26 protein-coding genes are annotated in these 24,543 nt (G+C 49.6%); 16 read left to right on the top strand and 10 right to left on the bottom strand.

Translation table 11 applies throughout. The features are described 5' to 3' along the window. Positions 1-27 precede the first annotated feature (27 nt). From AC5FX6_RS02285 to AC5FX6_RS02275, 3 genes are all read left to right on the top strand, one after another. Positions 28-984 carry a calcium/sodium antiporter gene (locus AC5FX6_RS02285; protein ID WP_493595409.1) on the top strand — a complete coding sequence of 319 codons (957 nt, stop codon included), beginning with the start codon at positions 28-30 and terminating at the stop codon, positions 982-984. A gap of 53 nt (positions 985-1,037) precedes the next feature. Then, positions 1,038-1,436, top strand: a complete 399-nt coding sequence (locus AC5FX6_RS02280) for a response regulator (protein WP_493595408.1) — start codon at positions 1,038-1,040, stop codon at positions 1,434-1,436. Between the two features lie 108 nt (positions 1,437-1,544). After that, the gene (locus AC5FX6_RS02275) at positions 1,545-2,546 is read left to right on the top strand and encodes an endonuclease/exonuclease/phosphatase family protein (RefSeq protein WP_493595407.1); all 1,002 of its coding nucleotides are present in this window, start codon (positions 1,545-1,547) and stop codon (positions 2,544-2,546) included. Positions 2,547-2,663: 117 nt separating this feature from the next. Here AC5FX6_RS02275 and AC5FX6_RS02270 read toward each other — a convergent pair whose 3' ends face one another. Further along, positions 2,664-2,930 (bottom strand): hypothetical protein, encoded by a 267-nt coding sequence (locus AC5FX6_RS02270; protein WP_493595406.1) that lies wholly within the window; start codon positions 2,928-2,930, stop codon positions 2,664-2,666. 307 nt (positions 2,931-3,237) lie between these two features. Between AC5FX6_RS02270 and AC5FX6_RS02265 the strand changes: the two genes are divergently transcribed. After that, on the top strand, positions 3,238-3,810 hold the full coding sequence (locus AC5FX6_RS02265) for a Riean_0653 family protein (protein ID WP_493595405.1): 573 nt from the start codon (positions 3,238-3,240) through the stop codon (positions 3,808-3,810). A gap of 118 nt (positions 3,811-3,928) precedes the next feature. Here AC5FX6_RS02265 and AC5FX6_RS02260 read toward each other — a convergent pair whose 3' ends face one another. Continuing rightward, positions 3,929-4,423: a hypothetical protein gene (locus tag AC5FX6_RS02260; RefSeq protein WP_493595404.1), complete on the bottom strand. Its 495-nt coding sequence runs from the start codon at positions 4,421-4,423 to the stop codon at positions 3,929-3,931. Between the two features lie 123 nt (positions 4,424-4,546). Further along, positions 4,547-4,921: a hypothetical protein gene (locus AC5FX6_RS02255; protein ID WP_493595403.1), complete on the bottom strand. Its 375-nt coding sequence runs from the start codon at positions 4,919-4,921 to the stop codon at positions 4,547-4,549. Between the two features lie 382 nt (positions 4,922-5,303). Here AC5FX6_RS02255 and AC5FX6_RS02250 point away from each other — a divergent pair, with 382 nt between their 5' ends. The 3 genes from AC5FX6_RS02250 (at position 5,304) to AC5FX6_RS02240 (ending at position 7,683) form a co-directional block, all read left to right on the top strand. Beyond that, entirely contained in the window at positions 5,304-5,498 is a 195-nt protein-coding gene (locus tag AC5FX6_RS02250; protein ID WP_493595402.1) for a hypothetical protein, read from the top strand. Positions 5,499-5,507: 9 nt separating this feature from the next. Further along, a complete protein-coding gene (locus AC5FX6_RS02245; RefSeq protein ID WP_493595401.1) occupies positions 5,508-6,227 on the top strand; it encodes a PRC-barrel domain-containing protein in 720 nt (239 codons plus the stop codon). Between the two features lie 196 nt (positions 6,228-6,423). Further along, the gene (locus AC5FX6_RS02240; protein WP_493595400.1) at positions 6,424-7,683 is read left to right on the top strand and encodes a PQQ-dependent sugar dehydrogenase; all 1,260 of its coding nucleotides are present in this window, start codon (positions 6,424-6,426) and stop codon (positions 7,681-7,683) included. 76 nt (positions 7,684-7,759) lie between these two features. On the opposite strand, the gene AC5FX6_RS02235 is transcribed toward AC5FX6_RS02240, so the two are convergent. Continuing rightward, the gene (locus AC5FX6_RS02235; protein WP_493595399.1) at positions 7,760-8,392 is read right to left on the bottom strand and encodes a DUF2911 domain-containing protein; all 633 of its coding nucleotides are present in this window, start codon (positions 8,390-8,392) and stop codon (positions 7,760-7,762) included. Positions 8,393-8,597: 205 nt separating this feature from the next. Between AC5FX6_RS02235 and AC5FX6_RS02230 the strand changes: the two genes are divergently transcribed. The 4 genes from AC5FX6_RS02230 (at position 8,598) to AC5FX6_RS02215 (ending at position 11,305) form a co-directional block, all read left to right on the top strand. Further along, positions 8,598-8,900: a phosphoribosylpyrophosphate synthetase gene (locus AC5FX6_RS02230; RefSeq protein WP_493595398.1), complete on the top strand. Its 303-nt coding sequence runs from the start codon at positions 8,598-8,600 to the stop codon at positions 8,898-8,900. 71 nt (positions 8,901-8,971) lie between these two features. Then, entirely contained in the window at positions 8,972-9,994 is a 1,023-nt protein-coding gene (locus AC5FX6_RS02225; RefSeq protein ID WP_493595397.1) for an ion channel, read from the top strand. 80 nt (positions 9,995-10,074) lie between these two features. Beyond that, positions 10,075-10,407 carry an ArsR/SmtB family transcription factor gene (locus AC5FX6_RS02220; protein ID WP_493595396.1) on the top strand — a complete coding sequence of 111 codons (333 nt, stop codon included), beginning with the start codon at positions 10,075-10,077 and terminating at the stop codon, positions 10,405-10,407. A 52-nt stretch (positions 10,408-10,459) separates the two neighbouring features. After that, positions 10,460-11,305, top strand: coding sequence for an arsenite methyltransferase (locus tag AC5FX6_RS02215; protein ID WP_493595395.1), 846 nt, complete (start codon positions 10,460-10,462; stop codon positions 11,303-11,305). Between the two features lie 83 nt (positions 11,306-11,388). On the opposite strand, the gene AC5FX6_RS02210 is transcribed toward AC5FX6_RS02215, so the two are convergent. Continuing rightward, a complete protein-coding gene (locus AC5FX6_RS02210; RefSeq protein ID WP_493595394.1) occupies positions 11,389-11,991 on the bottom strand; it encodes a hypothetical protein in 603 nt (200 codons plus the stop codon). Positions 11,992-12,002: 11 nt separating this feature from the next. After that, entirely contained in the window at positions 12,003-12,722 is a 720-nt protein-coding gene (locus tag AC5FX6_RS02205) for a hypothetical protein (protein ID WP_493595393.1), read from the bottom strand. Positions 12,723-13,008: 286 nt separating this feature from the next. Here AC5FX6_RS02205 and AC5FX6_RS02200 point away from each other — a divergent pair, with 286 nt between their 5' ends. From AC5FX6_RS02200 to AC5FX6_RS02190, 3 genes are all read left to right on the top strand, one after another. Next, entirely contained in the window at positions 13,009-14,526 is a 1,518-nt protein-coding gene (locus AC5FX6_RS02200; protein ID WP_493595392.1) for a hypothetical protein, read from the top strand. 81 nt (positions 14,527-14,607) lie between these two features. After that, complete coding sequence (locus tag AC5FX6_RS02195; protein ID WP_493595391.1) at positions 14,608-15,114, top strand: VOC family protein; 507 nt, start codon at positions 14,608-14,610, stop codon at positions 15,112-15,114. 76 nt (positions 15,115-15,190) lie between these two features. Next, entirely contained in the window at positions 15,191-15,751 is a 561-nt protein-coding gene (locus AC5FX6_RS02190; protein WP_493595390.1) for an NADPH-dependent FMN reductase, read from the top strand. Positions 15,752-15,965: 214 nt separating this feature from the next. Here the strand turns inward: AC5FX6_RS02190 and AC5FX6_RS02185 are convergent, their stop codons facing one another. Beyond that, positions 15,966-16,403 (bottom strand): acyl-CoA thioesterase, encoded by a 438-nt coding sequence (locus tag AC5FX6_RS02185; RefSeq protein WP_493595389.1) that lies wholly within the window; start codon positions 16,401-16,403, stop codon positions 15,966-15,968. 288 nt (positions 16,404-16,691) lie between these two features. Between AC5FX6_RS02185 and AC5FX6_RS02180 the strand changes: the two genes are divergently transcribed. Beyond that, positions 16,692-21,098 carry a DUF7619 domain-containing protein gene (locus AC5FX6_RS02180; protein ID WP_493595388.1) on the top strand — a complete coding sequence of 1,469 codons (4,407 nt, stop codon included), beginning with the start codon at positions 16,692-16,694 and terminating at the stop codon, positions 21,096-21,098. 48 nt (positions 21,099-21,146) lie between these two features. Here AC5FX6_RS02180 and AC5FX6_RS02175 read toward each other — a convergent pair whose 3' ends face one another. Both AC5FX6_RS02175 and AC5FX6_RS02170 read right to left on the bottom strand, forming a co-directional pair. Continuing rightward, on the bottom strand, positions 21,147-21,341 hold the full coding sequence (locus tag AC5FX6_RS02175) for a hypothetical protein (RefSeq protein WP_493595387.1): 195 nt from the start codon (positions 21,339-21,341) through the stop codon (positions 21,147-21,149). A gap of 126 nt (positions 21,342-21,467) precedes the next feature. Further along, the gene (locus AC5FX6_RS02170) at positions 21,468-23,636 is read right to left on the bottom strand and encodes a glycoside hydrolase family 97 protein (protein WP_493595386.1); all 2,169 of its coding nucleotides are present in this window, start codon (positions 23,634-23,636) and stop codon (positions 21,468-21,470) included. A gap of 72 nt (positions 23,637-23,708) precedes the next feature. Between AC5FX6_RS02170 and AC5FX6_RS02165 the strand changes: the two genes are divergently transcribed. Then, on the top strand, positions 23,709-24,083 hold the full coding sequence (locus AC5FX6_RS02165; RefSeq protein WP_493595385.1) for a GNAT family N-acetyltransferase: 375 nt from the start codon (positions 23,709-23,711) through the stop codon (positions 24,081-24,083). Between the two features lies 1 nt (position 24,084). On the opposite strand, the gene AC5FX6_RS02160 is transcribed toward AC5FX6_RS02165, so the two are convergent. Then, positions 24,085-24,345 (bottom strand): hypothetical protein, encoded by a 261-nt coding sequence (locus AC5FX6_RS02160; RefSeq protein WP_493595384.1) that lies wholly within the window; start codon positions 24,343-24,345, stop codon positions 24,085-24,087. Positions 24,346-24,543: the final 198 nt, after the last annotated feature.

The raw sequence follows: 24,543 nt of genomic DNA, 5'->3' as shown, positions 1-24,543 counted from the left end.
GCTAGCGACTAGTCCAAATACAATCAAATGCTGAATATACTTTTATTATTAGCAGGCTTTGTTGCCCTGATCTTCGGTGCCGATAAGTTGGTGGAGGCCTCCTCGAGTCTTGCCAAAAAGCTGGGTATACCTAACATTGTCATCGGGCTCACGATTGTGGCTTTCGGTACATCAGCACCAGAGTTGGTTGTGAATGTATTTGCCTCGATCAATAACAACACGGAAATGGTGTTGGGCAACGTACTGGGAAGTAACATTTTTAACGTGCTCGCCATTTTGGGTGTCTCCTCGATCATCTATCCGCTCACGGTGAAGCGCAATACCACGTGGCTCGAAATACCACTCAGTTTGCTGGCTGCCGTAGCGGTACTTTTTGTGGCAAACGACGTGTTTCTCGACAGTGCTGCTTCCAACCTGATCTCACGATCCGATGGTCTCCTGCTGCTGCTTTTCTTCTGCATCTTCCTGGTGTACAATTTAATGATCGCGAAAGGTGGTAATGATGATGAGGAAACTGAGACGAAGGATTATACCTACCTGAAGGCTATCCTCTTTATTGCGCTCGGTTTAGGCGGACTGATATTGGGCGGCAGACTGATCGTAACGAGTGCAGTAGGTATAGCACAAGCTTTCGGTTTGTCGGAGCGTATTATCGGCTTGACCATCGTATCAGTGGGTACTTCCCTACCGGAGTTGGCAACCTCTGTGGTAGCGGTACGCAAAAAGAACGTGGACATCGCCATTGGCAACGTGGTTGGCTCCAACATCTTCAATATTTTCCTGATCCTGGGTGTGTCCACGGTCATTACCCCGCTACAGGTAAGCGCAACCTCTTTCACAGACATTATTGTTAACATCGGAGCGGGTCTGCTGCTGTTCATTTTCATCTTCGTAGGAAGGGGCCGTCAGCTCGCCCGTTGGGAAGGCATCATTCTGCTGTTGCTATACCTGGGCTATCTGGTGTTACTGGTGAGTCAGGAGTAGGTATGATTTTGCTACTGCTATGAGTATATTGTTCTTTGATCTAAATCTAAGCCATGAAAGCTATACCAAAAGGAAAGTACATTTTGCTGATCGATGATGATACAGTGACTACTTACCTGCACAAGTCTTTGATCAAGGACCTAAACAAAGGGTTTGAGGTGGTTACCTGTGAGAATGGGAAAGAAGCGCTGTCATTTCTGGAAAAGGCGCTGGCTGCAAATGCAGTGCCGCATACCATCTTTGTAGATCTGAACATGCCAGTCATGGACGGCTTTAAATTTCTGGAGTATTACGAGCGCAATAATTACAGACTACTCTACCCAAGCCGCATTACGGTACTCACCACTTCCAGTAACCCAAAGGATATAGAGAAGCTAAACAGAATTGAAGCTATAAACTACGTATCCAAACCGCTAACCAAACAAGTGTTGGTCAATCTGCTGACCGACTAGTTTGTTAGCTTTTCAGGTATAGCTTGAACCCGGTTCCAGCATCGACATTGGAAATTTCAACTGGCTGCCTAACAACCCTAACCCAGGCTTTGCTGTACATAAGGTTACATGAAAATAGCCTACAAAGTCGCCCTTTATCTTACGCTGGTTTTAGGCACCCTCTTGATATTAGTCACACTACTATCTCTGCTATACGACCTACCTTACTGGTATATTAAAGCGCTCGATTTCCCAAGAGTACAGGTACTGGCGGGGCTACTCTTTTGCCTGCTATTGTTCATCCCTGTCAACAAGAAATGGGGTTATTCTGCTGTGGCCTTTGCGGTGGGCTTAGTAAGTGCTATTGTGCTACAGGCGACCTACATCCTACCCTATACTACCCTGATTGATAAAACGGTAGCGTCTGCTGAGCACCGGTCCGTGAAGGAAGGGCGAACCTTTGGTCTGCTGGTCGCCAACGTCTGGATGAAAAACCGCAAAGCAGACGAGTTCCTGCAAATTGTGCAGCAGGCAGACCCTGACCTGATACTGGCTATGGAGACGGATCAGTGGTGGGTAGACCAACTCAGTCCGCTCCGGCAGCGGTACGCCCATGTGGTCTCCTACCCGCTCGACAACACTTACGGCATGGTGCTGTTCTCCAAATTTCCCCTGAATGAAACCAGCATCATGTTTCTGAAGCACGAGACGGTGCCTTCCATTCATACCAAAGTAATGTTACCGAGCGGAGCGGAATTCATACTGCATGCCATGCACCCGGTGCCTCCCAAACCCAGCAAGCACCCTGATAATGTAGGCGGTGAGGAAGTGGCACTCTTAAAGGTAGGTAAGATGGTCAGTCAAACGGAAGTACCCTCAGTGGTCGCCGGCGACTTCAATGATGTGGCCTGGTCGCGCACGTCACGTCTATTCCATACGCAAAGCCGGCTCAGAGATGTCCGGGTCGGCAGAGGGCTATACAACTCATTCGGCGCGCACAACATGCTGCTACGCTACCCGCTCGACCATGTGTATGTGTCAGGAGAGTTTCGGGTACTCGAAATGGAGCGGCTTCCGAAATTCGGCTCTGATCACTTCCCTATTTTTGTAAAACTCGCGCTAGTGGAGTAGGCAGGCCTGATCGAACTTCTCAACCTTGGCAGGCATTTGTCTGCGGCTACATCTTTTGAACTTTATACTATTATACTTTGCCGTGTGCCCTGGAAGAGCCTTCTATGGATACTAACGTTATTTGGAAAGCTCTTCGATGATCCGACGCTTTACGCCACGCTCTATCTCCCGCTCGACGTTTATGGTATCGGCCGCTCCGATCTTATTCGCCAGCGAGTCAATGCCAGTGTAGCGTTCTAGTTCCTTGTTTGCAGTCTGGTGCAGCGAATCGAGGGCCATGTTCGCACCGGATTCTACAACATTGTAAAGGGTGTCTTGTAGGTTATTTTCGGAGGTGCAGGCAGTGGCGGATATAACTATCGCCACATAAAGTAATTTCTTCATGAGAATAAGGTGGTTTTCACTCTAAGATAACACACAAAGAAGCAGGTACTATACCCCTGTACACCAAGTACCCACAATTTCACACATACAACGGTGGTAGAAACCTATAAAGCAGGTATAAGCAGTCAGACACACAGCGGTTAACCAGGTATAGCGCTACACATGTTCCAGACTTTAGCTGCACAGTAATCAAAGTAGGCCTGGCTGTATAATCGCCCCCTCAACCCATTTGCAGAATAGTGACTTTTACATACCTTGCATACCTAATTCGCTTCTTATGAGGATGCCAAAACTTGGGTTTCGCAGCTTGCGAACCTTTACGCTACTACTGACAGGTATAGCCCTGTGTACAGGTATAAGTTCCTGCGACAAAGAGCCTGAGTTCAATCTCCCACCTGTCACGCAGGACGGTCGCAACACCTTGGGTTTCAAAGCCAACGGCAAGGTATGGGTCAACCATGGCAAGATCTGTAACTTCTTTGACTGCGTAGACAATTTTGTGGAAGGCCGACTGCATAAAAACGCCGACGGTACCTACAGCCTGATTGTGCGGGCTGAATACAACTACAAATTCAAAGACGATAAAAGATACATCTCACAGGATTTCACAATCAGCGCCTATAATGTGAGCAAGCCAGGTACCTATACTCTGTCCAAGGACCGCGAGGACCACAGCAGCTTATCCATCGACATGAGCCAAAATGATTTTTACCTCCTGCAAGATGATGCAAGCATGACGTTGCACCTTACCCGCCTGGACACGATCAACCACATAGTGGCCGGTACGTTCGAGGGTACACTCCAGCATTATACGGACGCCAGTAAAACCATGCAGATCAGTGAGGGCCGTTTTGATACCAAGCTGACGTATAGCAACTAATCACCCCTTCCAAAACAAACAAGGGCCAGTTTGCAGAGGTTACCACCTATGGTGCGCACCTCTACAAACTGGCCCTACTTATGATTGCCTACCCAGTCGGGCAGGCTTGAGTATCTGCTTATACCTGCATTGCCTGCATCTTCACCATGCTGTTCTGAATAATGCCATTCCATTTTTCGGCCAGCTGCAACTCACCGCTAAGCATCATGCTGCCTTCTTTGGTGTAAAACGGCAGGTACAGCTCCGGTGCTTTGGGGCCGTGCAGTGATACGCGCAGCACGATCATGTCAATAATGCGGTTTCCATTCACGTCACGGTATACATTGTCTATAGAGCTTTTGCGAACCGATCCCAGATCAATGATGATTTCCTGCGGGTCCAGTTCATCATTGTGCCAATAAAACAAGCGGCCTTGTGTTTCATCCAGCCCAATGCCGTACCGGTCGTTCCAGAAGTCGTGCTGTCCGATGCTGAGTCCTTGCTCTGAGGCAGCTGACAGGAAAGCCTGCTTTACTTTGCCTGCCTGACTGTTTTGTCTGCGTTGAATGAAAAATATGGGCACCAGAAATACTGCTGTTGCCAAAATGCCTAATACGATTACTTCTAAATCCATTTTTTTAATCTATTAAAATCTGATAATACATAAGGCAGGTATGACCACGCTTGTATACCGGTGCCTATACCTGGTTCGGGATAGCCGCAGTGCTGTTACACCTCAGCTAAATTGAAGAGGACTTTACCAGAAATAATGGAATGGAAATATGATGTCGCAACCAGTGAGGCTGGGGCTGATGTGCCTGATCCGCTGCAGGTAGTGTGATACCAGCAGTTGCAGTCTGAATTCCTGCGCCTTTGCTGCAAGTGCCGGAGCCCCATAAGGGGCATGTTTGAGCGAGGGTGACGGTCTGGATTGCCAGACGCCAAAATGCTCCTCGCCCTGTAAGAGTGCCGGTGAGTGATAAAGCACACTGTCAATCTCCCTCACCTCGTCCTGCGCAGCTATTGATTGCCGATCGGCAGCTGGCAATTCCGTTGGCACGCCAAGCTGCAAGCTGAAGAAAGCAAGCAGCAGAGAAAACGAGATCAATATGTTTCGGACGGCGTTAGGCACGGTGCAATTTACGTTTTATATCAACATACAAGCATGCAGAAGCTAAATATTTTTAACCTGACCCTTAGGCATTTACCAATAAACACATACCCTGCCACAGTGCCGGCATCTGTTATGGGCTGCATCGAATTTTAAATAGTACCCGCTACCAACAATCATTTCATGAACAGCGTAATAAAACCATCTAAACTGCTGCCTCTTATGGACCAGTAGTAGGGCACAAAAATCGTTGATCATTGCTTGTGGGAATTGGAGTGTTGCTAAGCATCAGCATGGGCCTGGCAAAGTTGCTCGCTTATACCTGTAGCCTTGGTTACCACGATTTCATTTGTCCGCTTAGATGAACTGCATTTGCAACAAAATCGCATAAGAACAAAGCGAAATGGCTGAGATACGAATCGAAAAAAAGAAAAAACCTGTGTGGCCCTGGATCCTGCTGGTCGTGATACTACTCCTGCTGGGATGGGTTGTTTATGAACTGGTTCTGAAGGACGGACAAGTTCAGGCGCTTGCCACTGCCTGTGTGTTGGTGCCCGCACCAGCGCTTGAACTGATTCCCGAAGTGATAAGAACTTAAACTGAAGCTATGAACGAGAATGAATTAAGAAACGAAAGACTTGTGCCTCTAAGCGAACTGAAAGACTATGATGTTGCCAAAAACAATACAGACGTGACAGGGTGGCGCGTAGTAGGAGCCGACGGTGAAAAGCTGGGGGATGTGCATGACCTGATCGTAGACATGGACGCCATGAAAGTGCGCTACCTCTCCGTGTTGGGTGATCACCGCTTTTTTGACCGCGACCGCGATACATTTCTGCTGATCCCAATTGGTGCCGCTGCACTTGATCGCAAAGGCAAAAACATCTTTGTGGCTTCAGTGGATGCTAAAAGTGTAGCCGGTTATCCGGCCTACCCCGGAGGACCGATCACACCTGACTATGAATACGCCGTGCGGGATAACTTCCGCCGCGCCCATCACGACGCCTTCGACGATAAGCCGGAGTACAAGTCTGAGTTTGAAGATGCCCTGCACCGCGAACCGGAAACAACAAGGCGCATTAACTCTGAGTTTTACAATGATGAGTCCTTCAACGAGGACCGTTTCTACGACACAAACGAATCGACTATCGCACACGATACTCCGGAAAGACGTGCGACCACTGAGCGCCAGGATGTCAATGAATACCGCAGCAAGTCTGTGGAAGAGTCCATTGCCACCATCGAGCGACTTGAAGACTTACGTGAGCGGGGCTCCATTACAGAGGAAGAATTTATCCTTCTCAAAAAGAGAGCCTTGGATGCTTAAGCATCTTCATTGTCTTGTACTTCACATCGAAAAGCTGTTCCTCCAAAGAACAGCTTTTCTTTTATCAGGTGCCAGTACCAGGCTTGTATCTGGCCTGTCGAACAGAGTACAAGCCGGTGATTTGAACATAATCCAAAACAATCCAGTAAAATGATGATTATAACTTGAGCAGACACTGACCATTAAATTAAAACGTATGAAACTAACCAGACTAATCCTACTATCGGCTATCGGTATGTGCACCATGGCTGTTTCCTGTAGCGAAGACACACCCACCCAACAGGACAGCGACCAACAAGACCCTGTCGCCACACAGGAAGACTGCCAGCCGATTGATACAGGCCAGCCTAACTCACCAGAGCAGAAGCCTACGTTTGAAGGCCAAACCCGCGCCTGTGAAATAAAATCCGAAACAACATTTGACGTACAGGTGCTTACCAAAAACCTGGATAAGCCCTGGGCTGTAGAGCCCCTACCCGATGGCAATCTGCTGGTTACTGAAAAATCTGGCAACATGCGCATCTTGTCAGCTTCCGGACAGATCGGTCAGCCCATCACTGGTGTTCCTAAAGTGGACTCCCGCGGGCAGGGCGGTTTGCTGGATGTAGCGCTCAGTCCTGACTTTAGTTCGGACCGCATGATCTACTGGAGCTATTCAGAACCCCGCAAGGGAGGCAATGCGACCAGTGTAGCACGCGGGGTGCTGTCAGAAGACCGTAGCCGGGTGGAGAACGTTCAGGTCGTTTTTCAGGCACAGCCAACTTATAACGGAGACAAGCACTTTGGATCTCGCCTGGCATTCGGACCGGATGGCATGCTGTACATCACCTTAGGTGAGCGATCAGACAAGGAAATTCGTCCGCAGGCACAGCAAATGAACAGCCACATGGGCAAGATCATCCGCATAACGCCAGACGGAAAAGTACCGAACGACAACCCTTTTGTAAACCAAAACAACACACTGCCTGAGATCTGGACTGCCGGGCACCGCAACGTACAATCGGCCGCCTTTAACGAAGCAGGCGAGCTTTGGATTGTGGACCATGGTCCTCAGGGAGGCGATGAAGTGAACAAAGTGGAAAAAGGCAAAAACTATGGCTGGCCTGTGGTCACCTTCGGGGAGGAATATTCTGGCGAACCGATCCCTAATGCCGTGACGACCAAAGAAGGATACGTGGACCCGGTTTACTACTGGGATCCGGTGATTGCCCCATCAGGTGCGCAGTTCTATACAGGTAGTGCTTTCCCAGAGTGGAAAGGAAATCTGTTTGTAGGAGGTCTCCGCACACAGGCTCTGGTTCGGTTGCGGATCGAGAATAACCGTGTAACCGGTGAGGAGCACCTACTGGGCGACCGCAAGCAGCGTATACGTGATGTGCGACAGGGTCCGGATGGCGCCCTCTATGTCGTGACTGACCAGCAGAACGGAGAGCTTTGGAAGATTACCCCAAGGTAGAAAACGATTTGACCGAACATCAAAAAAGGACAGGTTTAGCCTGTCCTTTTTTGCATTTAACGGGTATTGTTAAGTTCTATTGCTGAGCTACCGGCAGCGACACTTTCAGCATGTCCCAGGTGATCTGGATCGTACCGTTTCCACCGTCTCCGGAAACGATCTCGTAGCGTAGCCTTTCCTGTTTTACAGGCGCTATTTCAGGCTGCACTGTAAAGCGCAGCACGTCTTCTGATGCTGTGTAGTCATCAGCCAGGTGTTGCTCCCAGTTCTTGTTGATGATGATGGTCCACTCCTGCTCACCAGGTATTGTAAACAGCGCATACTTTCCAGCTGGCAGTGGCTTTCCTCCTATGGTGATGGCCTTGTCTGTCATCAGACTGGTAGCCGTGTGCGCTCCCGTTACCCATACCTGATTGTAAGCTACCAGTCCACCCCATATCTGGCGACCACGCACGGCCGGCGAATGGTAGGCAATGGTCAGGTGTGCATCGCCGATCATGCCATGGGCCTCGGCTTTGAGGCTGCCTTTCAGCGTGTCCGGGTCGGCTTGTGCCTGAATGGTGGTGGCACCTTCGCTTGGTTGCATATCGTGGCCGGCGTGGTTGTCCTGCGCAACACTTGTACTCTGTTCTTTCTCTGGCTGATTGCAAAAGGTCAGTGATGCTGAAAGAATCAATCCGATTGCAATCTGGGTGTAACGATTTATCATCACAATTGTATTTATGTGGCTTTCTGATTTATAGTTTTATATCGCTGAAACTACAAATTATATCTGATTCAACTACAATATTTCGACCAATGCAGGTATAAAGGCACTCTCACTACAGCTAGCTCCCGAACGAAAAGCCGCCACCACAAGTATAAGAAAGCGCAACAGCATAAAGCAACCATTCATATCAGATATTAACCCCGACATGAACGATAACAGCTACGATACATTATCACAAGCCCTGAACGAACTCAAGGAAAGAGGATACACCGAAGACTTTAACCTGAAAGAGAACTGCATTGTGTGCACCACCCAGCCAATGGAGTTGAAACCAGAAGAGTTTGAAGTCGATGAGGTGCATCGCTTTGAGGGCATGAGCAACCCCGATGACAGCTCCGTGGTGTATGCCATTTCTTCTTCACATGGGATAAAAGGCGTGTTGGTAGATGCTTATGGTGCTTACGCCGAAGCTAGAACTCCTGAGATGGCGCAAAAACTACGCGCTTAGCAAGTACTTAAACTTTTAAAAACTTAAAGCAACCAGGTATAAGCTCCCCTGATTACTAAAGCTTCAGCTCCATGCAGCCACTTTACGCGATAGCAGGTGTAGTCCTCATTCTATTTGTCATAGCAGATCTGATCACCACCACGCTTTCCTTCCAGGGAGGCGGGCGTATGACCAATTATATCTCTGTTAAACTTTGGCGCCTTTGTCTGAAACTGGCAGGGAACGATGGCAAAAAGCGAATGCTCGAGCGGGTTGGCCACTTGCTGCTGGTCATCATCATTCTGACCTGGGTCGCGGGCATGTGGCTCGGTTCTTTTTTGCTGCTCCTCTCCGATCCGGGCTCCGTGCTGGATAGCAATACGGAAGAAATCACTACTGCCTGGGAGAAGCTCTACTTTGCCGGTTATACCTTGTCCACGATGGGTAATGGTGATTTCAAACCTGGCAGCTACGTGTGGGATATTGTTGTTAACCTGCTTGCTTTTAGCGGACTAGCCTTTATCACCATCTCCATCACCTACATCATGCCCGTATTATCGGCCGTTATCCTGCAAGTGAAACTCAGCGTGTTCCTCAGCAGTCTGGGCAATTCGCCCCAACAGATGCTGATGAACTGCTGGAACGGCAAAAACTTTGACAGGCTGCTGCAACACGATGCTGACCTGGCTGACATGATCATCCAACACAGCCAAAACCACAAGGCCTACCCCATCATTCACTATTTACACAGCATTGAGCAGCGCCAGGCAGTTATCCTCAACCTTACTATTTTTGATGAGACGATTAACTTTTTGAAATTTGGCGTACAGGAAGAAGCAAGGCCGTCGGATGCGGACCTGCTCACGATCAGGGGGGCACAGGACTTTTACTTACAGGTGCTCAACCGCCATCACAAAAACGAAGCGCAGGAGCCTTACTCATTCCCGGATATGAACTGGGTAGCACTGATTGAAGCAGGCATCCCTTTACGGATGGATCGCTTAAAGGAATTTCAATCTCCTGAGATTTTCAAAGAGCGCCGCGAAACACTGACATACCTCTTGTACCAGGATGGCTGGAGTTGGAAAGATATTTATCGGCCTGACCCGGTATAGGATCTTTAGCATAAAAAAAACTGATCGTTTATTTTGAAATCTTCTCTTTTAATCGTAATTTTACGATCATAAATTCACTTATGGGACTTTCGAAAACAGAACAATTCACAGAAGAGCAAATCCTGATCGCCCGTTTTGCCAAAGCATTGGGTCATCCGGCCCGCATTGCCATCTTGCGAGTGCTGCTGGAGCGAAAGGCCTGTATCTGCGGCGATATTGTAGACGAGCTACCGCTGTCGCAGTCCACAGTGTCGCAGCATTTGAAAGAGCTAAAAGAAGCTGGCCTGATACAAGGCGATATCGATGGCAAAAAGGTATGCTATTGTATCAATGAGCAGGTATGGAAGCAAGCTCAGGATACCTTGGGCGTGTTTTTCCAAAGCTACGCGGCTTGTGGCAGCAGTTGCTGTTAAAAAAATTTAATTATATTGATCGTAATTTACCGATAAATAAAAATTGAGAACTATGAATAAGGCAGAAGAACTTAAAAAAATAGTGCGCGACAAATACAGTGAGATTGCGCTGCAAAGCAAAGAGCAGAACGAAGCCTCATGCTGCGGGGCCACTGGCTGCGGCACCGTAGACTACGCCATTTTTGCAGATAACTATACCGAACTGGAAGGCTACAACCCGGATGCAGACCTGGGGCTTGGCTGTGGTGTGCCTACCGAATTTGCCCAGATCAGTAAAGGCCAGACAGTTGTTGACCTCGGCTCCGGTGCCGGCAACGATTGCTTTGTGGCCCGTGCGCTGGTAGGCGAAAGCGGCAAGGTGATCGGCGTGGATATGACTGAGGCTATGATCGCCAAGGCCCGCGAAAATGCTGACAAACTCGGCTTCAACAATGTGGAGTTTAGACAAGGCGAGATCGAAGCCCTTCCGATAGCGGCAAACCGTGCCGATGTGGTGATCAGCAACTGCGTGCTCAACCTGGTGCCGGACAAGCGGCAGGCTTTTGCGGAGACATTCCGTGTACTGAAACCAGGTGGTCACTTCAGCATTTCGGATGTAGTGCTGGTAGGCGATTTGCCGGATGGCATTGTGCAGGCCAGCGAAATGTACGCCGGCTGCGTGTCGGGTGCGATCCAAAAAGAGGAATACCTGCAGATCATCCATGAAATCGGTTTTGAGAACATCACGATGCAGAAAGAGAAATCGATCCATGTGCCGGACGAGATTCTGCAGGACTACCTGGACGAAGCAGGTATAAAAGCCTTTCGGGAGAGCAACACCGGCATTTATAGCATCACGGTATACGGAAGCAAGCCCATGGAAAACCTGGCCTGTACACCGGGAAGTGGTTGCTGCTAAGTTCCTATCCTTTATAAGCAGAACGGAGGTGGCCCAAGCTAATTGCTGGCCACCCCCCGTTCTGCTTTTACCAAATTATAGAGTTATGGCATCACCGGCATGCTGGTAAGTATCAGAATGATCAGTCCGAGCTGTATACCTACGCCAATTCCCACGCCAGCCAGGGCCTTCCCTTTCTTCTTGCGATGCGCCTGTTCTTTATACCCTTTCAGATAATCCTGCTCAGCCAACAGGCTAGCATCTGACACACGATCAGCCTTTACTTTGGGAGGTGTTGCGCCAATAGCCAGGCTGCCCGCCAGGCCGATTGGGAACATGACCAACGAACTGGCAACCGAGCCCCACATGGCACCGTTGCCCTTGTAGTACAATGCTGCATCCTCTTTGCCTAAGGCGTATAACTGGTCGGGTGTCATACCTTGCATTTGGCTAACCAAACTGTCAGCCAAATGCTGCTCAAAAACTTCCTTTGAGCCGTTCTCAAACTTGACCATAAACACTTCAGCTTTCGGTATACGCCTTGTTATACCCTGGAGGGAGTCTGGATGCTGGTAAAGGACTTCAAGCAGGGAGATTTCCAGGACGCGAGCAGGCACTTCCTCCCCTGTCGTTTTTACAATTATATCCTGCGCCAGCAGTACCTCGTGCATCCCCAGCAATACGATTAAAAGTAGAAGCTTTTTCATCACTATGTTGCTTAGTATTTGCGGGAATTAAAACCGAACAGCAGGCTAAAACGTGCGCCATCTTTGGAAGGTGCCACAGCGAAGTTAACAGGGAAGTTTACCCCCTGGCTCTGAAAGTTAGTACCTACGGCCAGCACGATACCCGCCCCTCCGAGCGACACATTCGGTCCGAAGCCAAACTCCAGCCCCTTCGCACTTCTGATGCCTACCAGCGCACTCAGGCTAGGCAAAAACTTACCCTGCTCCAGGCCTCCCACCAGTGGCACAAACTCAAACAGACCCGAGGTACCGTTTTCCAGCGTAAACACCCGCGTTTCAAACTGCCAGCCAAACTGCGTCATAAAGGCATTTACATTGGTATCATAGTCATTGCTGATGTGGTCGATGTACTTCTGGCTCAGGACAGTGAAGCCCAGTCGCGGTCCACCCAGCTTCAGGTTCTCCTGAGGATAACCCGTGCGCTGCGGATAAACGGGCTGCTGCACAGCCGGGCGCATCTCGTTCATGGTCACCTTGGTCCCGTTTTCATACTTGATCATAAATACATCACTCTTAGCAATGGAAATAACAGGACCTTCCAGGTTATCGAAGCGCTTGTATTTGACAGCCTCCAGGTCGATTTCGAGTACCTTAACCGCCAGCTCGTCGCCGTTGCGTTTGATGAGAATGTCCTGCGCCTGACCAGCAAAACAAAAGAGGCAGGCAATGATAGTGAACAGTAGATTTTTCATGGTCGATGTGTGTTATAGTGTTAGATTTTCTTTTGCTTTTTGATAGATCAAACTTACAACAACACCATAGCTATAGAAAGCCAGCAAATCAATTTTACAGACTTTTGAATTTTAATTCAATACAACATATATTACTAACTTACAATTACTTATATTCACATCGTTAGACTTTTAAAATTTAGATTTAAGCGAATTTCATCCATTAAAATTCACCCAACAACTAATTGAGCTACCAGATACTATACCCACCATGTCGTACAAAAACAACCCCCATACCTAAAGCACGATGGACGATCTCAAAATAACGCTGGAAACGCTCGGAGAGGAAGACCGTCGGGAATTGGGTATTTTTATTCAGCGTCAGAAAAAAAAGAAGAGCCGCAAGGATCTAGCGCTTTATAAACTGTTGCTGCAGGAAAAGCATTATACACCTGAGCAGTTGATAGCGCGGCTATACCCGGATGATCCTAATCCGGTAGCCTACTATGCGCTCCGCAAAAGGCTCACCCGCCACCTCACGGACTTCATCATGCTCAAGCGAATGGAGGAGGACAGCACGGCGGCCTCCTCCATCATGGGTTTGCTCTCCCTGGCCCGCTACCTGTTCGATGCGCGGGTGGAGCGGCTGGCCTGGCACTACCTGCTCAAAGCGGAGAAAATGGCCACTGCTAACGAACAGTATGACCTGCTCAACACGATCTATAACCTGCAGATTGAAAAAGCGGACAGTGAGTTTGCCGAGGAGCTGGACCAAATCATCGGGAGGCGAAATCAGAACAAACTGGCTGCCGACGAAGTGGAAAGGGCCAACATTGCCAGCAGTATTATCAACCAGCGCCTGCAGGCTGTCCGGAGGCTGGGCCGTGACCTTCACTTCGACCGGATCATGCAGGAAGTACTCGTCAGCTACAACCTGACCGAGGCCGTGAGCAAACGTCCGCTGTTACTTTACAAACTGATGTCCATTGCGCGCAGTGCCGTGCTGGCCCGGAAGGATTTCCTGAACTTTGAGCCCTTCATCATCAGCCAGTACCAGGAAACTGAACATAAATACGGTTTTATCAAAGCGCATCAGTATTACAAGCTCAGCCTCCTCTACATGATCGCGCACGTGCTGTACCGGAATAAGAAGTTTGTGGAATCGATCCACTACCTGGCCTTGCTGCACAACAGCATGAGCGGAGACGGAAAGAACCACTACGCCACCTTTTACCCGCGCTATATATTTTTGATGGTAGCCAACCTGGTCTTTCTGCGCAACAACGAAGAGGCTATCGGGCTGATGGAAAAACTACTCTACAAAAGCAAGGTACACCTGAGCCAGCGCGACCAGTTGACTGCCCTGCTGGGACTGAGCTTCAATTATTTTGCGCAGGGAGCTTTTGGCAAAGCCAACCGGGTTTTGCTGGGTATTAAACGATCAGACAAATGGCTGGAGCAGACCATGGGCCGTGAATGGGTGCTGAAGAAGAAAATGGGAGAACTGATTTTGCAGTACGAAATGGGCAATGAAGACCTTGTGCTCAACAAGATCCGATCATTTGAACGCACTTTCAAAGACCTGCTACAGCAGCCTGCTTACTACAACGTGAAGCAGTACCTACAACTGATCAAGCACATGGTAGACCAACCGGAACTTGTCGCCAGCGAAGCCTTTTTTCAGCAGGTTGAGCAGAGCCTGGAGTTTGAGTCCTTTGAGAATACTGACATACAGGCCATGAGTTTTTATGCCTGGCTCAAAGCGAAAATGCTGCGCCGTCCCTACTATGATGTGCTGCTCGAATTGGCGCAGAGTGATTTGTAAGGTCAGCGCTCCGGGTTTGATCAACACAAAAAATTGCGGTGCGCGTATGGGCTAGTATTGACGACTAAAAGGCAGAAGACCATGGCATCAGACAAGTATACCGTACCGGCACAGACCCGCATCGGACACGTGCACCTTAAAGTGGCCGACTTGGATCGGGCGCTGGCCTTTTACCGCGACCTGTTGGGCTTTGAGCTGGTGATGATGTACGGAGCAGATGCAGCCTTTATTTCGGCGGGTGGCTATCATCATCACATCGGGCTGAACACCTGGTACAGCAAGGGAGGTACACCGCCGCCGCCACGCAGCACAGGATTATTCCATACCGCTATCCTCTACCCTACCCGCAAAGACCTGGCTGCCATTTTGAAGCGAATTATTGCGGCAAACTACCGCCTCGACGGAGCATCCGATCATGGCGTATCGGAAGCGCTATACCTGTCGGATCCCGATGGTAATGGTGTAGAGTTGTACTGGGACCGACCACAAGAGAACTGGCCTCAAAACGAGGATGGCTCACTCACCATGTATACCCAGCCGCTCGACCTGCAGGACCTGCTTAGTGAGTTGGAGACTGAAGTCAATTGATCTTGCCAAGAACTTCAGCTATTTGTAGAAGACAATAATTCAACTCTTTTTGATCATTCTAACTAAAACCAATCCAATGCCTCACATCGCTATTATTTCTTCGAGCGTCCGCACTGGCCGCAAAAGTCACCGGGTCGTGCTATACCTGAAAAAGTATCTGGAAGAACACCAATTGGCCACAACAGAGATTATAGACCTGAAAGCCTATGACTTTCCGGTGTTTCATGAGCGCTACAGCCGACAGGAAGAGCCCACGGTTGGCATGCAGGAATTCAGGGAAAAGATTCTGGGTGCGGATGGCGTCCTCATCGTGACACCCGAGTACAATGGCGGCTACCCGGCCAGCCTCAAAAATGTGGTGGATCTGCTCTATGATGAATGGCACCGCAAGCCAGTGGCCATCTCAACGGTATCCGGCGGGGCTTTTGGCGGTACGCAGGTAATCACCTCGTTGCAGTTTTCGCTCTGGAAAATGCGCGCCTGGACTGTGCCCGCCATGTTCCCGGTACCTAAGGTGCAAGACAACTACGATGAGGAAGGCAACGCAACTGACAAAGAAGCTACTGATAAACGAGCTGACCATTTTGTAAAGGAACTGCTCTGGTGTATAGAGGCAAAAAAGAAAATGGAACAGTAAGCTATTCAGTCCAAGTGCCTAGCCTACACTTGAGCCATCTGTTGTCATTTTGACCAGCTGGAGAAATCTGAGGCATACTTATGAGGTTCTCAGACTCCTCCTTTCGCCGGAATAACACAAGAGATTTTGATTATCAAAGAGTACCGCACAAGGACTCGCCTGCTATACCTATACCAGCCTTAGATCAGGTATAGGTATAAGAATAGGTATAGCCTTAACCTTCTAGCTCAGTATAATCGGCGCTGCGAGGCAGCTCCATGAAGTGCTGCGCGAGTTCCTCAGGTAGTGTAGTCAGTTTTCTTTTCAACACATCCATCCAGGCACCTTCCACTTTGATCACCGCTGCTTTCACGCCATCCTCCTTGAACAGCTCGTGACGCAGTGACCAGCGGGAACCGTCTTTACGGCTGGCTGTCAGTTCCGTCTTGATGGTGATTTCCTCGTTGATGCCCACCTCCCGCAGATACGAAGTTTCTTCCTTAAACAGGATCGGCCCGATGTGCAGGCGCTGAAAAGTTTTCAGATCCATTCCCAATTCTTCCAGGGCTTCGATACGGGCCTGCGCCGCAAAATCAGCATAGGCAGAGTGACGCATGTGCATGTTCGCATCCAGGTGCGACCACATTACTTTGTTGGTATAGGTATGGGGCATGTTTGTTTATTTTAGGGATCGAAGTGATAACGAAGGTAAGATGGCAAAGTTAAGATTTACAAGTATAACACAGGGTGTTTTTTCATTTTGCTTCTAGTATATCACACATTATAACGCTATGTTTATAGCGTAATTTCAAGATTCAGCACCTTAAATCTCTTTAATTAATATCCCTGCCCAGCGCCTATGAGAACAAGTTTACATGCTGTTTTATGCTTCTTTTTTGCCCTTGTAAGTGCTGCGCCATCCTTTGCGCAACTTGCAAATCCGAGCATACCTGGATTTGATTTGGAAAAACGAATTGGCATTCAGATTAGTATGCCCCGCGATGTAGCCGTCGACTCTAAAGGAAACATTTACTACTCCAACTTTTACATCAAGAAATTTAATCAGGCAGGTCACTTGGATGAGAATTTCATGCCGGAAGGGTTAAATGATGAAAACTATGGCACGTTTAGCATGACCTTTGATGCTGACGACAACCTCTATGTGGTGAGCAATACCTATGCTAAAATTGCAAAGTTTCACAAAGACGGCTCTCTCTTGTTCGAGCTTGGCACGTATGGCTCAGGCCCCGGAGAATTCATAAATCCGGAGGAGATCGCAGTTAACTCTAAGGGAGAGATTTATATAGCGGATACTGGTAACCGCCGCATCCAGCGCTTCGACAAGGACTTCAATTTGCTGCAGACTATTGTAATTTACTCTGATCTGGATACGCTCCAGCAGGAGGCAGAATACCCTTTTAGTATAGCCTTCGACAAAAATGATAATTTGTATGCCCTTTATCAGCTCAATTTTAAAGGAAGTAAAGTGGTGAAATTTAATGCTGCAGGAGAAAAACTATTAGAGTTCGGCAATAATGGACCTGCTCAGAACAAGATAAACTCTGCTTCACACATAGCGGTGGATCAGCATACCGGCCAAGTGTATGTAACAGAAACAAGCTACGGAAGCATCTATGTATATGACACTTCTGGTAATTACCAACAAAGAATCTACCATCAATCCGGTGAGGGCCGCCTTTGGGGTACTATCATCGGTATCACACTTGATAGTGAGGGCAATCTAATTGTATCGGATAGAAGGCATAATGGGAGCAGTAAAATCATACAATACAATAAAGCTGGCGATGTACTTCAGGTATGGGGTGGCAAGTGGCAAACCAAAGACCTGGTACTGGATGAACAGGGTTTTGTGTACCAACTCGACATAAGTGGCGCGATCAATAAGTTTAATTCGGAAGGAGAAGTTGTACTGCAATTTGGCCGGTCTGGTAACTCACCGATTACGGCACCTCAAGCTATTGCCATCGACTATTGGGGAAACATATACGCTTTGACCAGCTTTGGGACTTACAGCGCATCTGCAATTTACAAATTTGATCCTAATGGTAACTTGTTAGAAACATTTAGTGATTTTGGACCTGGAGCAAGTTCAAACTTTTTTACTGATCTGGCTGTAGACGCCAGTGGGAACATCTACTTGACGGACTATACCGAAAACGCAGTCAGAAAACTTAATTCCAGTGGTCTGTTACAATATGTCATGATTGGTGTAGGCGAGAGCGACAGGATAGTAAAGCCTACCGCAATTGTCGTTGATATGCTTGGGCAGTTTTATGTACTTGATCACAATGGTGGTCGTGTGCAGAAGTTCGATCCGCAAGCAAATTTCATCTGGTCACATGCCTGGAATAACACTAACATTGAATGGCACTACGAGAACTCCCAAAGCAGTATAGCGGTAGACGGAAAAGGTTACCTGTATATTAGCTCAAACATTAAACCTTACAAGTTCTTTATACTTGACCAGCAGGCAAATTTAGTACACGAAGAGCATGATCTGGTGGTTCTAGACATAGCTGTAGACCGCAAGGCTTCCCGCTTGGTTTGGAATGACTATAAATCAGAAGCATTTGCTTCGTTTCGGGCAACTAACTACCAGGAGCCACAACGAATAATCAGCGGCCGCGCCTTCACAGACAATAACCAAAACTGTACTTTTGAGGATGAAGAGGCGCCTTTCCATGCTATTGTCATTGAAGCTACCCCCGGCCCCTTCTATACCTTGACCGGACCGGATGGCCGTTATACACTACCTGTCGATTCAGGTAACTATACCGTGCGCAGCATTGCCCCGGATCTTACCGGCAGATTAATTGTGAGTGACTGTCCTCCTCAGCAGGTAGCACTTACAGGCAAAACCAGGCAGGCGGACAATATTAATTTTGGCTTCAGAGCAAATAATTTCCCGTACTTACGGGTGAGCATCTCTTCTACCCGCCGTCGGCGCTGCTTCGAAAGTATGACAACCTTATACTATTCCAACATTGGGTACGCCACCGCCACAAACGCCAAGGTATACCTTCAGTTGCCCAAGGAAGTCGAGCTGCGTTCGGCCGATAAGCCCTATACCCGCATGGCAGATGGCGCTTACGAATTTTCTATTGGGGATTTGGCTGCTGGCGAGAGTGGCAACATTTACATTCAGGACCTGGTCACCTGCGGCGACGAGTCGGTGCGGGGTCTCACCGTCTGCACCCGCGCCTGGATCACCCCCTCCAACAACAAGCCGGCCAAACCCACACCGACCGTCACCATCACTGGGCGCTGTAACGTCGAAACCGGGATGATCCGCTTTGTGGTACGCAACACCGGCACAGCTGACATGGAGCAGTACGAGCTGTTCCGCAAGTACGCTAACGGCAAACTGGCTTCTCAGGAGCAGTTCAGCCTGGCCGCCGGCGACAGCCTCGTGCTGTGGGTACCCTCCATGGGCTATACCTGGCGCCTGGAGGCCGATCAGCCCGCCGGCAATGGGGACAACACGTCTGTGAGCGTCACTATCGAGGGCTGCCCGGGCGGAGAAGCCAGCTCTGTGAGCACCGGACAGGTCAACCTGCTCCCCACTGACGACGAGGAGGCCGAGAAATCGATGGAGTGCATGCTGATCACCGACTCCTACGACCCTAACGACAAGCTGGTGACGCCAGTAGGCCGCACCGAGGAGTTCTACACTCCGACTAACACGGCGCTCAAGTACAAGATCCGCTTCCAGAACACGGGCACCGACGTGGCCTACCGCGTGGTGGTCGTAGACACGCTCTCCGAACACCTGGACCTGAGCACCCTCCAACTAGGCGCCACCTCCCACCCAAGCCGCATGGAAGTGAGCGGCAAGGGTCGTCCTGTTCTCACCTGGACCTTCGACAACATCATGCTGCCCGATTCCACCGCCGACGAGCCTGGCAGCCACGGCTATATCCAGTTCAGCATCAAACCAAAAACTGATTTGCCAGAGAAGACCCTGGTGGAGAACTTTGCTGACATCTTCTTCGACTTTAACTCTCCGATCCGCACTAACGTGACCCAGAACCGCATCTTTGACATGCCCCCGGTGATCAACGAATCTGTGCGGGTGAACCTGGAAGATGTGCTGGCCACGCCGGGAATAGCGACCTTTGAGCCAATGGCTGGGAAGTTCAGCAGCGAAATCACCATCACCGGCCAGCGCTTTGCCGTCAAGCCATCCGATAACAAGGTATACCTGAATGGCAAAGCCGCCACCGTGGTCAGCGCCACGGCCACTGAGCTGAAAGTGCTCGTGCCGACGGGCGCTACTACGGGTGCCCTGAAAGTCATCACACCGGACGGAGGGGTTACCTCTACGGCTAAATTCCAGGTATACCAGCCACCGGTACTTGCCTCCTTCAGCCCCGCCGAGGGCATGGTGGGCCAGACGGTGACCCTCTCTGGCGAACACCTGCAGGCAGCGCTGATCGAATCAATAACGTTGGGCAAACTGAGTTGCGAGATTCTGAGCAACACTGGCGGTGCAGTGACAGTACGGGTACCAGCAAACGCTGTATCAGGCAGTTTCCGGATCAATACAAAAGGTGGCGAGGCGGTAAGCGGCTCAGCCTACACAGTGTGGTACGCGCCGGTGATTACAGCCTTGAGTAAAGAGACGGATATTGTGGGAGCGAGTATCATGCTCAGCGGCGAGAACTTTGCCAACGACAAATCAAGGAACATCGTACGCTTCGGACAGGCCCAGGCCCAGGTGCTGGAGGCCAGTCTGCAACAGCTGACCGTGCGCGTACCCGAGCAGGCCGCATCAGGCTTCATCTCTCTGGAGACGCCCGGTGGAAAAGCCACAGCAGGCACTGCATTCGAGGTGATACCGGGACCTAAGTTCAAGGCTATGCAGCCTGCCAAAGGCACGGTGGGCACTATAGTGGAGATCACCGGCGAGCACTTCGGCATCATGGGCCAGCAGGACAAGATTGCCTTCAATGGACAGGAAGCACTGGTGCTGGAAGCCTCCAGCGACAGGTATAAGGTAAGAGTGCCGCGCGGCGCCACAACCGGCAAACTGACGATCATCGGCTACGGCGGCCAGTCACAAAGCAGCACTGACTTTGTGGTGGAGGAACTGCCTGCAGCCGAAGCGATCCAGGTATACCCGAATCCAAACAGCGGCCAGTTCACGGTCAGTTTGCGTCACGCCGACTTCGATGTGCAGCTGATGGAGGTATACGATGCCGTTGGCAAGCGTCTGCACCAAACCCACATTACAGGACCACGGCCAGAAGCGGTGGAAATAAAACTACCGACTGCCAAAGCCGGGCTTTACTTCCTGCAGATACAGACAGAACGCGGTTTAGTCATCAAAAAATTGACGGTGCTGTAATTTACTTGTTCAATGAGGATCATTACAGCTCCGTCAGCTTAATTTAAATTAAGCGGCTTCGCGTTGTTCGTCTTCTAAAGATTTAATGGCATCGTAGAGTGCAGGACTGGTATCGCGCAGTTTTTCTATAACATTGGCCAGGTTATAGAACCTTTCGGGTTCAACTACGGAGCTGTTTGCGAAGGCTTTTAGAAGCGTATGAAGGATTTGAGTATAATTTTCTTCAAATTCGTCTGGGTTCATAAGTAAAAGGCTAAAAGTTTACATATCAATAGGATACAATCTCTACCTTAAAATAATTCGATTGCAGCACAAAAAAAGCGCCGTTCATTGCTGAACGGCGCTTTTCTTTATTGTCAGGTATAAGACTTAGAGCTTCTTCAAACCTTTCTGCTCCTGCTTGCTTCCCTCCTTCACGCTCACAGCCACACCGCCACCTGAGGCCAGGTGCTGCTTTAGTTCGCTCTTCGAGTTCACGAGCACTTTGCGTACAGTGTACTTTTGCGGGTTCTTGTTCCAGCTGGCATCCTTCGCATCCGCATAGATCGTTGCAATATAGGTTTTGCCTTTTGGCAGGTAGTCGAAACGGATATTGGCGGTTCGGGTATTTTCGTCTGTAATGCCACCTACGTACCACTCGTTTTTGCCTTTTGCTTTGCGGGCGATCGTTACGAAATCTCCTGGCTCGGCTTCCAGCACCCAGGTATCATCCCAGTCAAGCGCTACGTCCTTGATGAACTGAAACGCATCCGGGAAACGGGTATAGTTGTCCGGTATGTCAGCGGCCATCTGCAGTGGGCTGTACATGGTCACGTAATAGGCTAGCTGCTTTACCAATGTGGTGTTCACACGCTGCTCACCCCCGTGGTAGTATGACAAATCTGTCTGGAAAATGCCCGGCGTATAGTCCATCGGGCCACCCATCAGGCGGGTAAACGGCAGGATCGTTGCGTGGTCCGGAGCCAGACCGCCCATCGCCTCAAACTCAGTGCCGCGGGCAGATTCCTGCGCCAACCAGTTCGGGAAGGTACGGTGCAAACCAGTCGGGCGAACCGCCTCGTGGCTGTTGATCATGATCTTATACTTGGCGGCTGTATTGGCCACGTAGTTGTAATGGTTCACCATCCACTGTCCGTCATGGTGCTCACCGCGCGGAATGATCTTGCCCACATAACCTGTCTTCACTGAATTGTAGCCATGGTCCTGCATGAACTGGAAGGCCTCGTGTATCCGGCGTTCGTAGTTGGTGGCAGCTCCTGACGTTTCGTGGTGCATCATCACGCGCACACCTTTCGACTCAGCGTACTTTTGTACTTCTTTCACATCAAAATCCGGGTAGGCGGTCACAAAGTCGAACACCTCCTCTTTCCAGTTGCCGAACCAATCCTCCCAGCCTATGTTCCAGCCTTCGATCAGCACCGCATCAAAACCATGCTCGGCTGCGAAATCAATATGCTTTTTGGCGTTCTCGGTGGTCGCGCCGTGACGGCCACTTGGAGTCAGTTTGGTATAGTCGTCGGTCAGCTTCACATTGGTTTCTTTGCCATAGGCCCAGGTGCTTTTGCCCGCCACAAAGTACTCCCACCAGATACCGATGTACTTCACTGGCTTGATCCAGGACACGTCTTCATAAGCGGTCGGCTCGTTCAGATTCAGAATCAGTTTAGAGGCCAGAATGTCCGTGGCTTTGTCGCTTACCACAATGGTTCTCCAAGGGGTTTGCGCATCGGTTTGCAGATAGCCCTTGTTACCCACAGCGTCAGGCGTCAGGTGTGTGCTGAACTTGAAAGTTTTCGGATCCACGTTCAGGTTCATGGCCGGATAGTTTATCAGTGCCGCTTCGTGGATGTTGATGTACAGTCCGTCTGATGACTTCATCATAGATGGTGTTTGTACGGCCAGTGTTTTGATCGGATGTTGCGCATGCACGTCAATCGTCGCTTTTTCCATCAGACCCGGGATTTGCGAAATCTGAGAGGTGGTATAAGCATACTCGTTCGTGTCGTAGTCGCCTGGTATCCAGAAGATCTTGTGATCGCCGGTCAGGTTGAACTCGGTGTGCTCTTCCTTGATGATGAAGTACTTGAGCTCCGGCTGCTGCGGGAATTCGTAGCGGAAGCCGAGTCCGTCGTTGAACAGGCGGAAACGAATACGGATATGACGATCCTTGTGCTCCTTTTGGTTGAGTGTTACCAGCAACTCATTGTAGTTGTTGCGGATGGTTTTCTGCTCTCCCCAAACCGGCTCCCAGGTATCGTTCACGGAGTTTTGCTCTGTTTTGGCTACCGTAAAACCGTTCATCATCGAAGGCACGTCTTTCATCTCAAAGCCCATCTTGCTTTGCTTGATCACCGGCTTCTTTTTGTAAGTCAGCTGGTAGGTAGGCACCCCGTTGGCGGCCAGTTCAAAGGTCATGCTCAGGTTCTTGTCCGGAGAGGTGATCGTTTGCGCCTGCACCAATACGGTGATCAGGAACAGGAACACAAAAAGGGATAGCCGCTGCGATAGGCGACCGATCAGGTTAGCGTTTTGTTGCATAGTGTAGAATTGATGAAAATTGGGGACCGCTGATTGTACTCCGACAGCCCGCAACAGGTTTTGTTATTGTGCATGCAAATTACATTAAAAATCGCTTTCTCCCGAACATGCCTGCTTAACTCCACCTGTCTGCCCGGCATATACCTGATCCTGAACATACCTATACCTATGAAAATCATTCACGACGAAGAAGATACCAGATTTTACGCTACGCTCGAGGGCGGGGAAGCAGAGCTGACCTATTTCATAACGGACGAAGGGCATATGGACTTCGACCATACCTATGTACCCGAAACGCATCGCGGACAAGGTATAGCCGATAAACTGGTAAAATGCGGATTGGACCACGCCAAGGCACAGAACTGCCAGATCATTCCGTCCTGCCCTGTTGTAGAGGCTTATGTGAAACGACACAAAGAATATGAAGGCATTGTGTGCTGGAAATAGCCTATACCTGATGCTCCACTTTTTGAGGACGGAGAGCCAGCCACAGTAAAAAACCCACAGGCCAGACCATGAACAGTACCATCAGAGAAATCAGCCAGGGTGATTTTCCCCGGCGGCGGGCATCGTAGAAGCACCAGATCACACTCCAGATGACAAACACCAGCAGCACCATGCCAATGATGATGCTGATCAGTCCCAGACCAGTAAAAAACGAGGAAAAGCTCTGCTCCATAACCTTATAAGCCAGTTCCTTATAACGCATGCAGGGTTGACTGGTTGGATAGTATCCTGGCAGTAAAAGGATAGCTAAAGCACTACTATCTGCAAGAGCTATACCTCAGGCTTCTTTTAGAAAAAAGCACGACTGGGATTGGCCGTGAACCACAGGCAAGGTATACCTTAACCGGCTTTACCCGTACATCAAACATTACTAAAAATTACCGGCTCAAGGCCGATTGGC

It is taken from the genome of Pontibacter sp. LHS2 (assembly GCF_058932845.1).
Note: the sequence above shows the minus strand (reverse complement) of the source record. Positions and strands in the feature narration are given on the sequence as shown.

Coding starts and splice junctions, on each gene's coding strand:
- AC5FX6_RS02200 (WP_493595392.1), top strand. CDS start 13,009: ATGGACGATCTCAAAATAACGCTGGAAACGCTCGGAGAGGAAGACCGT.
- AC5FX6_RS02225 (WP_493595397.1), top strand. CDS start 8,972: ATGCAGCCACTTTACGCGATAGCAGGTGTAGTCCTCATTCTATTTGTC.
- AC5FX6_RS02170 (WP_493595386.1), bottom strand. CDS start 23,636: ATGCAACAAAACGCTAACCTGATCGGTCGCCTATCGCAGCGGCTATCC.
- AC5FX6_RS02215 (WP_493595395.1), top strand. CDS start 10,460: ATGAATAAGGCAGAAGAACTTAAAAAAATAGTGCGCGACAAATACAGT.
- AC5FX6_RS02245 (WP_493595401.1), top strand. CDS start 5,508: ATGAACGAGAATGAATTAAGAAACGAAAGACTTGTGCCTCTAAGCGAA.
- AC5FX6_RS02235 (WP_493595399.1), bottom strand. CDS start 8,392: ATGATAAATCGTTACACCCAGATTGCAATCGGATTGATTCTTTCAGCA.
- AC5FX6_RS02270 (WP_493595406.1), bottom strand. CDS start 2,930: ATGAAGAAATTACTTTATGTGGCGATAGTTATATCCGCCACTGCCTGC.
- AC5FX6_RS02285 (WP_493595409.1), top strand. CDS start 28: ATGCTGAATATACTTTTATTATTAGCAGGCTTTGTTGCCCTGATCTTC.
- AC5FX6_RS02240 (WP_493595400.1), top strand. CDS start 6,424: ATGAAACTAACCAGACTAATCCTACTATCGGCTATCGGTATGTGCACC.
- AC5FX6_RS02230 (WP_493595398.1), top strand. CDS start 8,598: ATGAACGATAACAGCTACGATACATTATCACAAGCCCTGAACGAACTC.
- AC5FX6_RS02280 (WP_493595408.1), top strand. CDS start 1,038: ATGAAAGCTATACCAAAAGGAAAGTACATTTTGCTGATCGATGATGAT.
- AC5FX6_RS02195 (WP_493595391.1), top strand. CDS start 14,608: ATGGCATCAGACAAGTATACCGTACCGGCACAGACCCGCATCGGACAC.
- AC5FX6_RS02185 (WP_493595389.1), bottom strand. CDS start 16,403: ATGCCCCATACCTATACCAACAAAGTAATGTGGTCGCACCTGGATGCG.
- AC5FX6_RS02210 (WP_493595394.1), bottom strand. CDS start 11,991: ATGAAAAAGCTTCTACTTTTAATCGTATTGCTGGGGATGCACGAGGTA.
- AC5FX6_RS02160 (WP_493595384.1), bottom strand. CDS start 24,345: ATGCGTTATAAGGAACTGGCTTATAAGGTTATGGAGCAGAGCTTTTCC.
- AC5FX6_RS02250 (WP_493595402.1), top strand. CDS start 5,304: ATGGCTGAGATACGAATCGAAAAAAAGAAAAAACCTGTGTGGCCCTGG.
- AC5FX6_RS02220 (WP_493595396.1), top strand. CDS start 10,075: ATGGGACTTTCGAAAACAGAACAATTCACAGAAGAGCAAATCCTGATC.
- AC5FX6_RS02275 (WP_493595407.1), top strand. CDS start 1,545: ATGAAAATAGCCTACAAAGTCGCCCTTTATCTTACGCTGGTTTTAGGC.
- AC5FX6_RS02190 (WP_493595390.1), top strand. CDS start 15,191: ATGCCTCACATCGCTATTATTTCTTCGAGCGTCCGCACTGGCCGCAAA.
- AC5FX6_RS02165 (WP_493595385.1), top strand. CDS start 23,709: ATGCAAATTACATTAAAAATCGCTTTCTCCCGAACATGCCTGCTTAAC.
- AC5FX6_RS02175 (WP_493595387.1), bottom strand. CDS start 21,341: ATGAACCCAGACGAATTTGAAGAAAATTATACTCAAATCCTTCATACG.
- AC5FX6_RS02205 (WP_493595393.1), bottom strand. CDS start 12,722: ATGAAAAATCTACTGTTCACTATCATTGCCTGCCTCTTTTGTTTTGCT.
- AC5FX6_RS02260 (WP_493595404.1), bottom strand. CDS start 4,423: ATGGATTTAGAAGTAATCGTATTAGGCATTTTGGCAACAGCAGTATTT.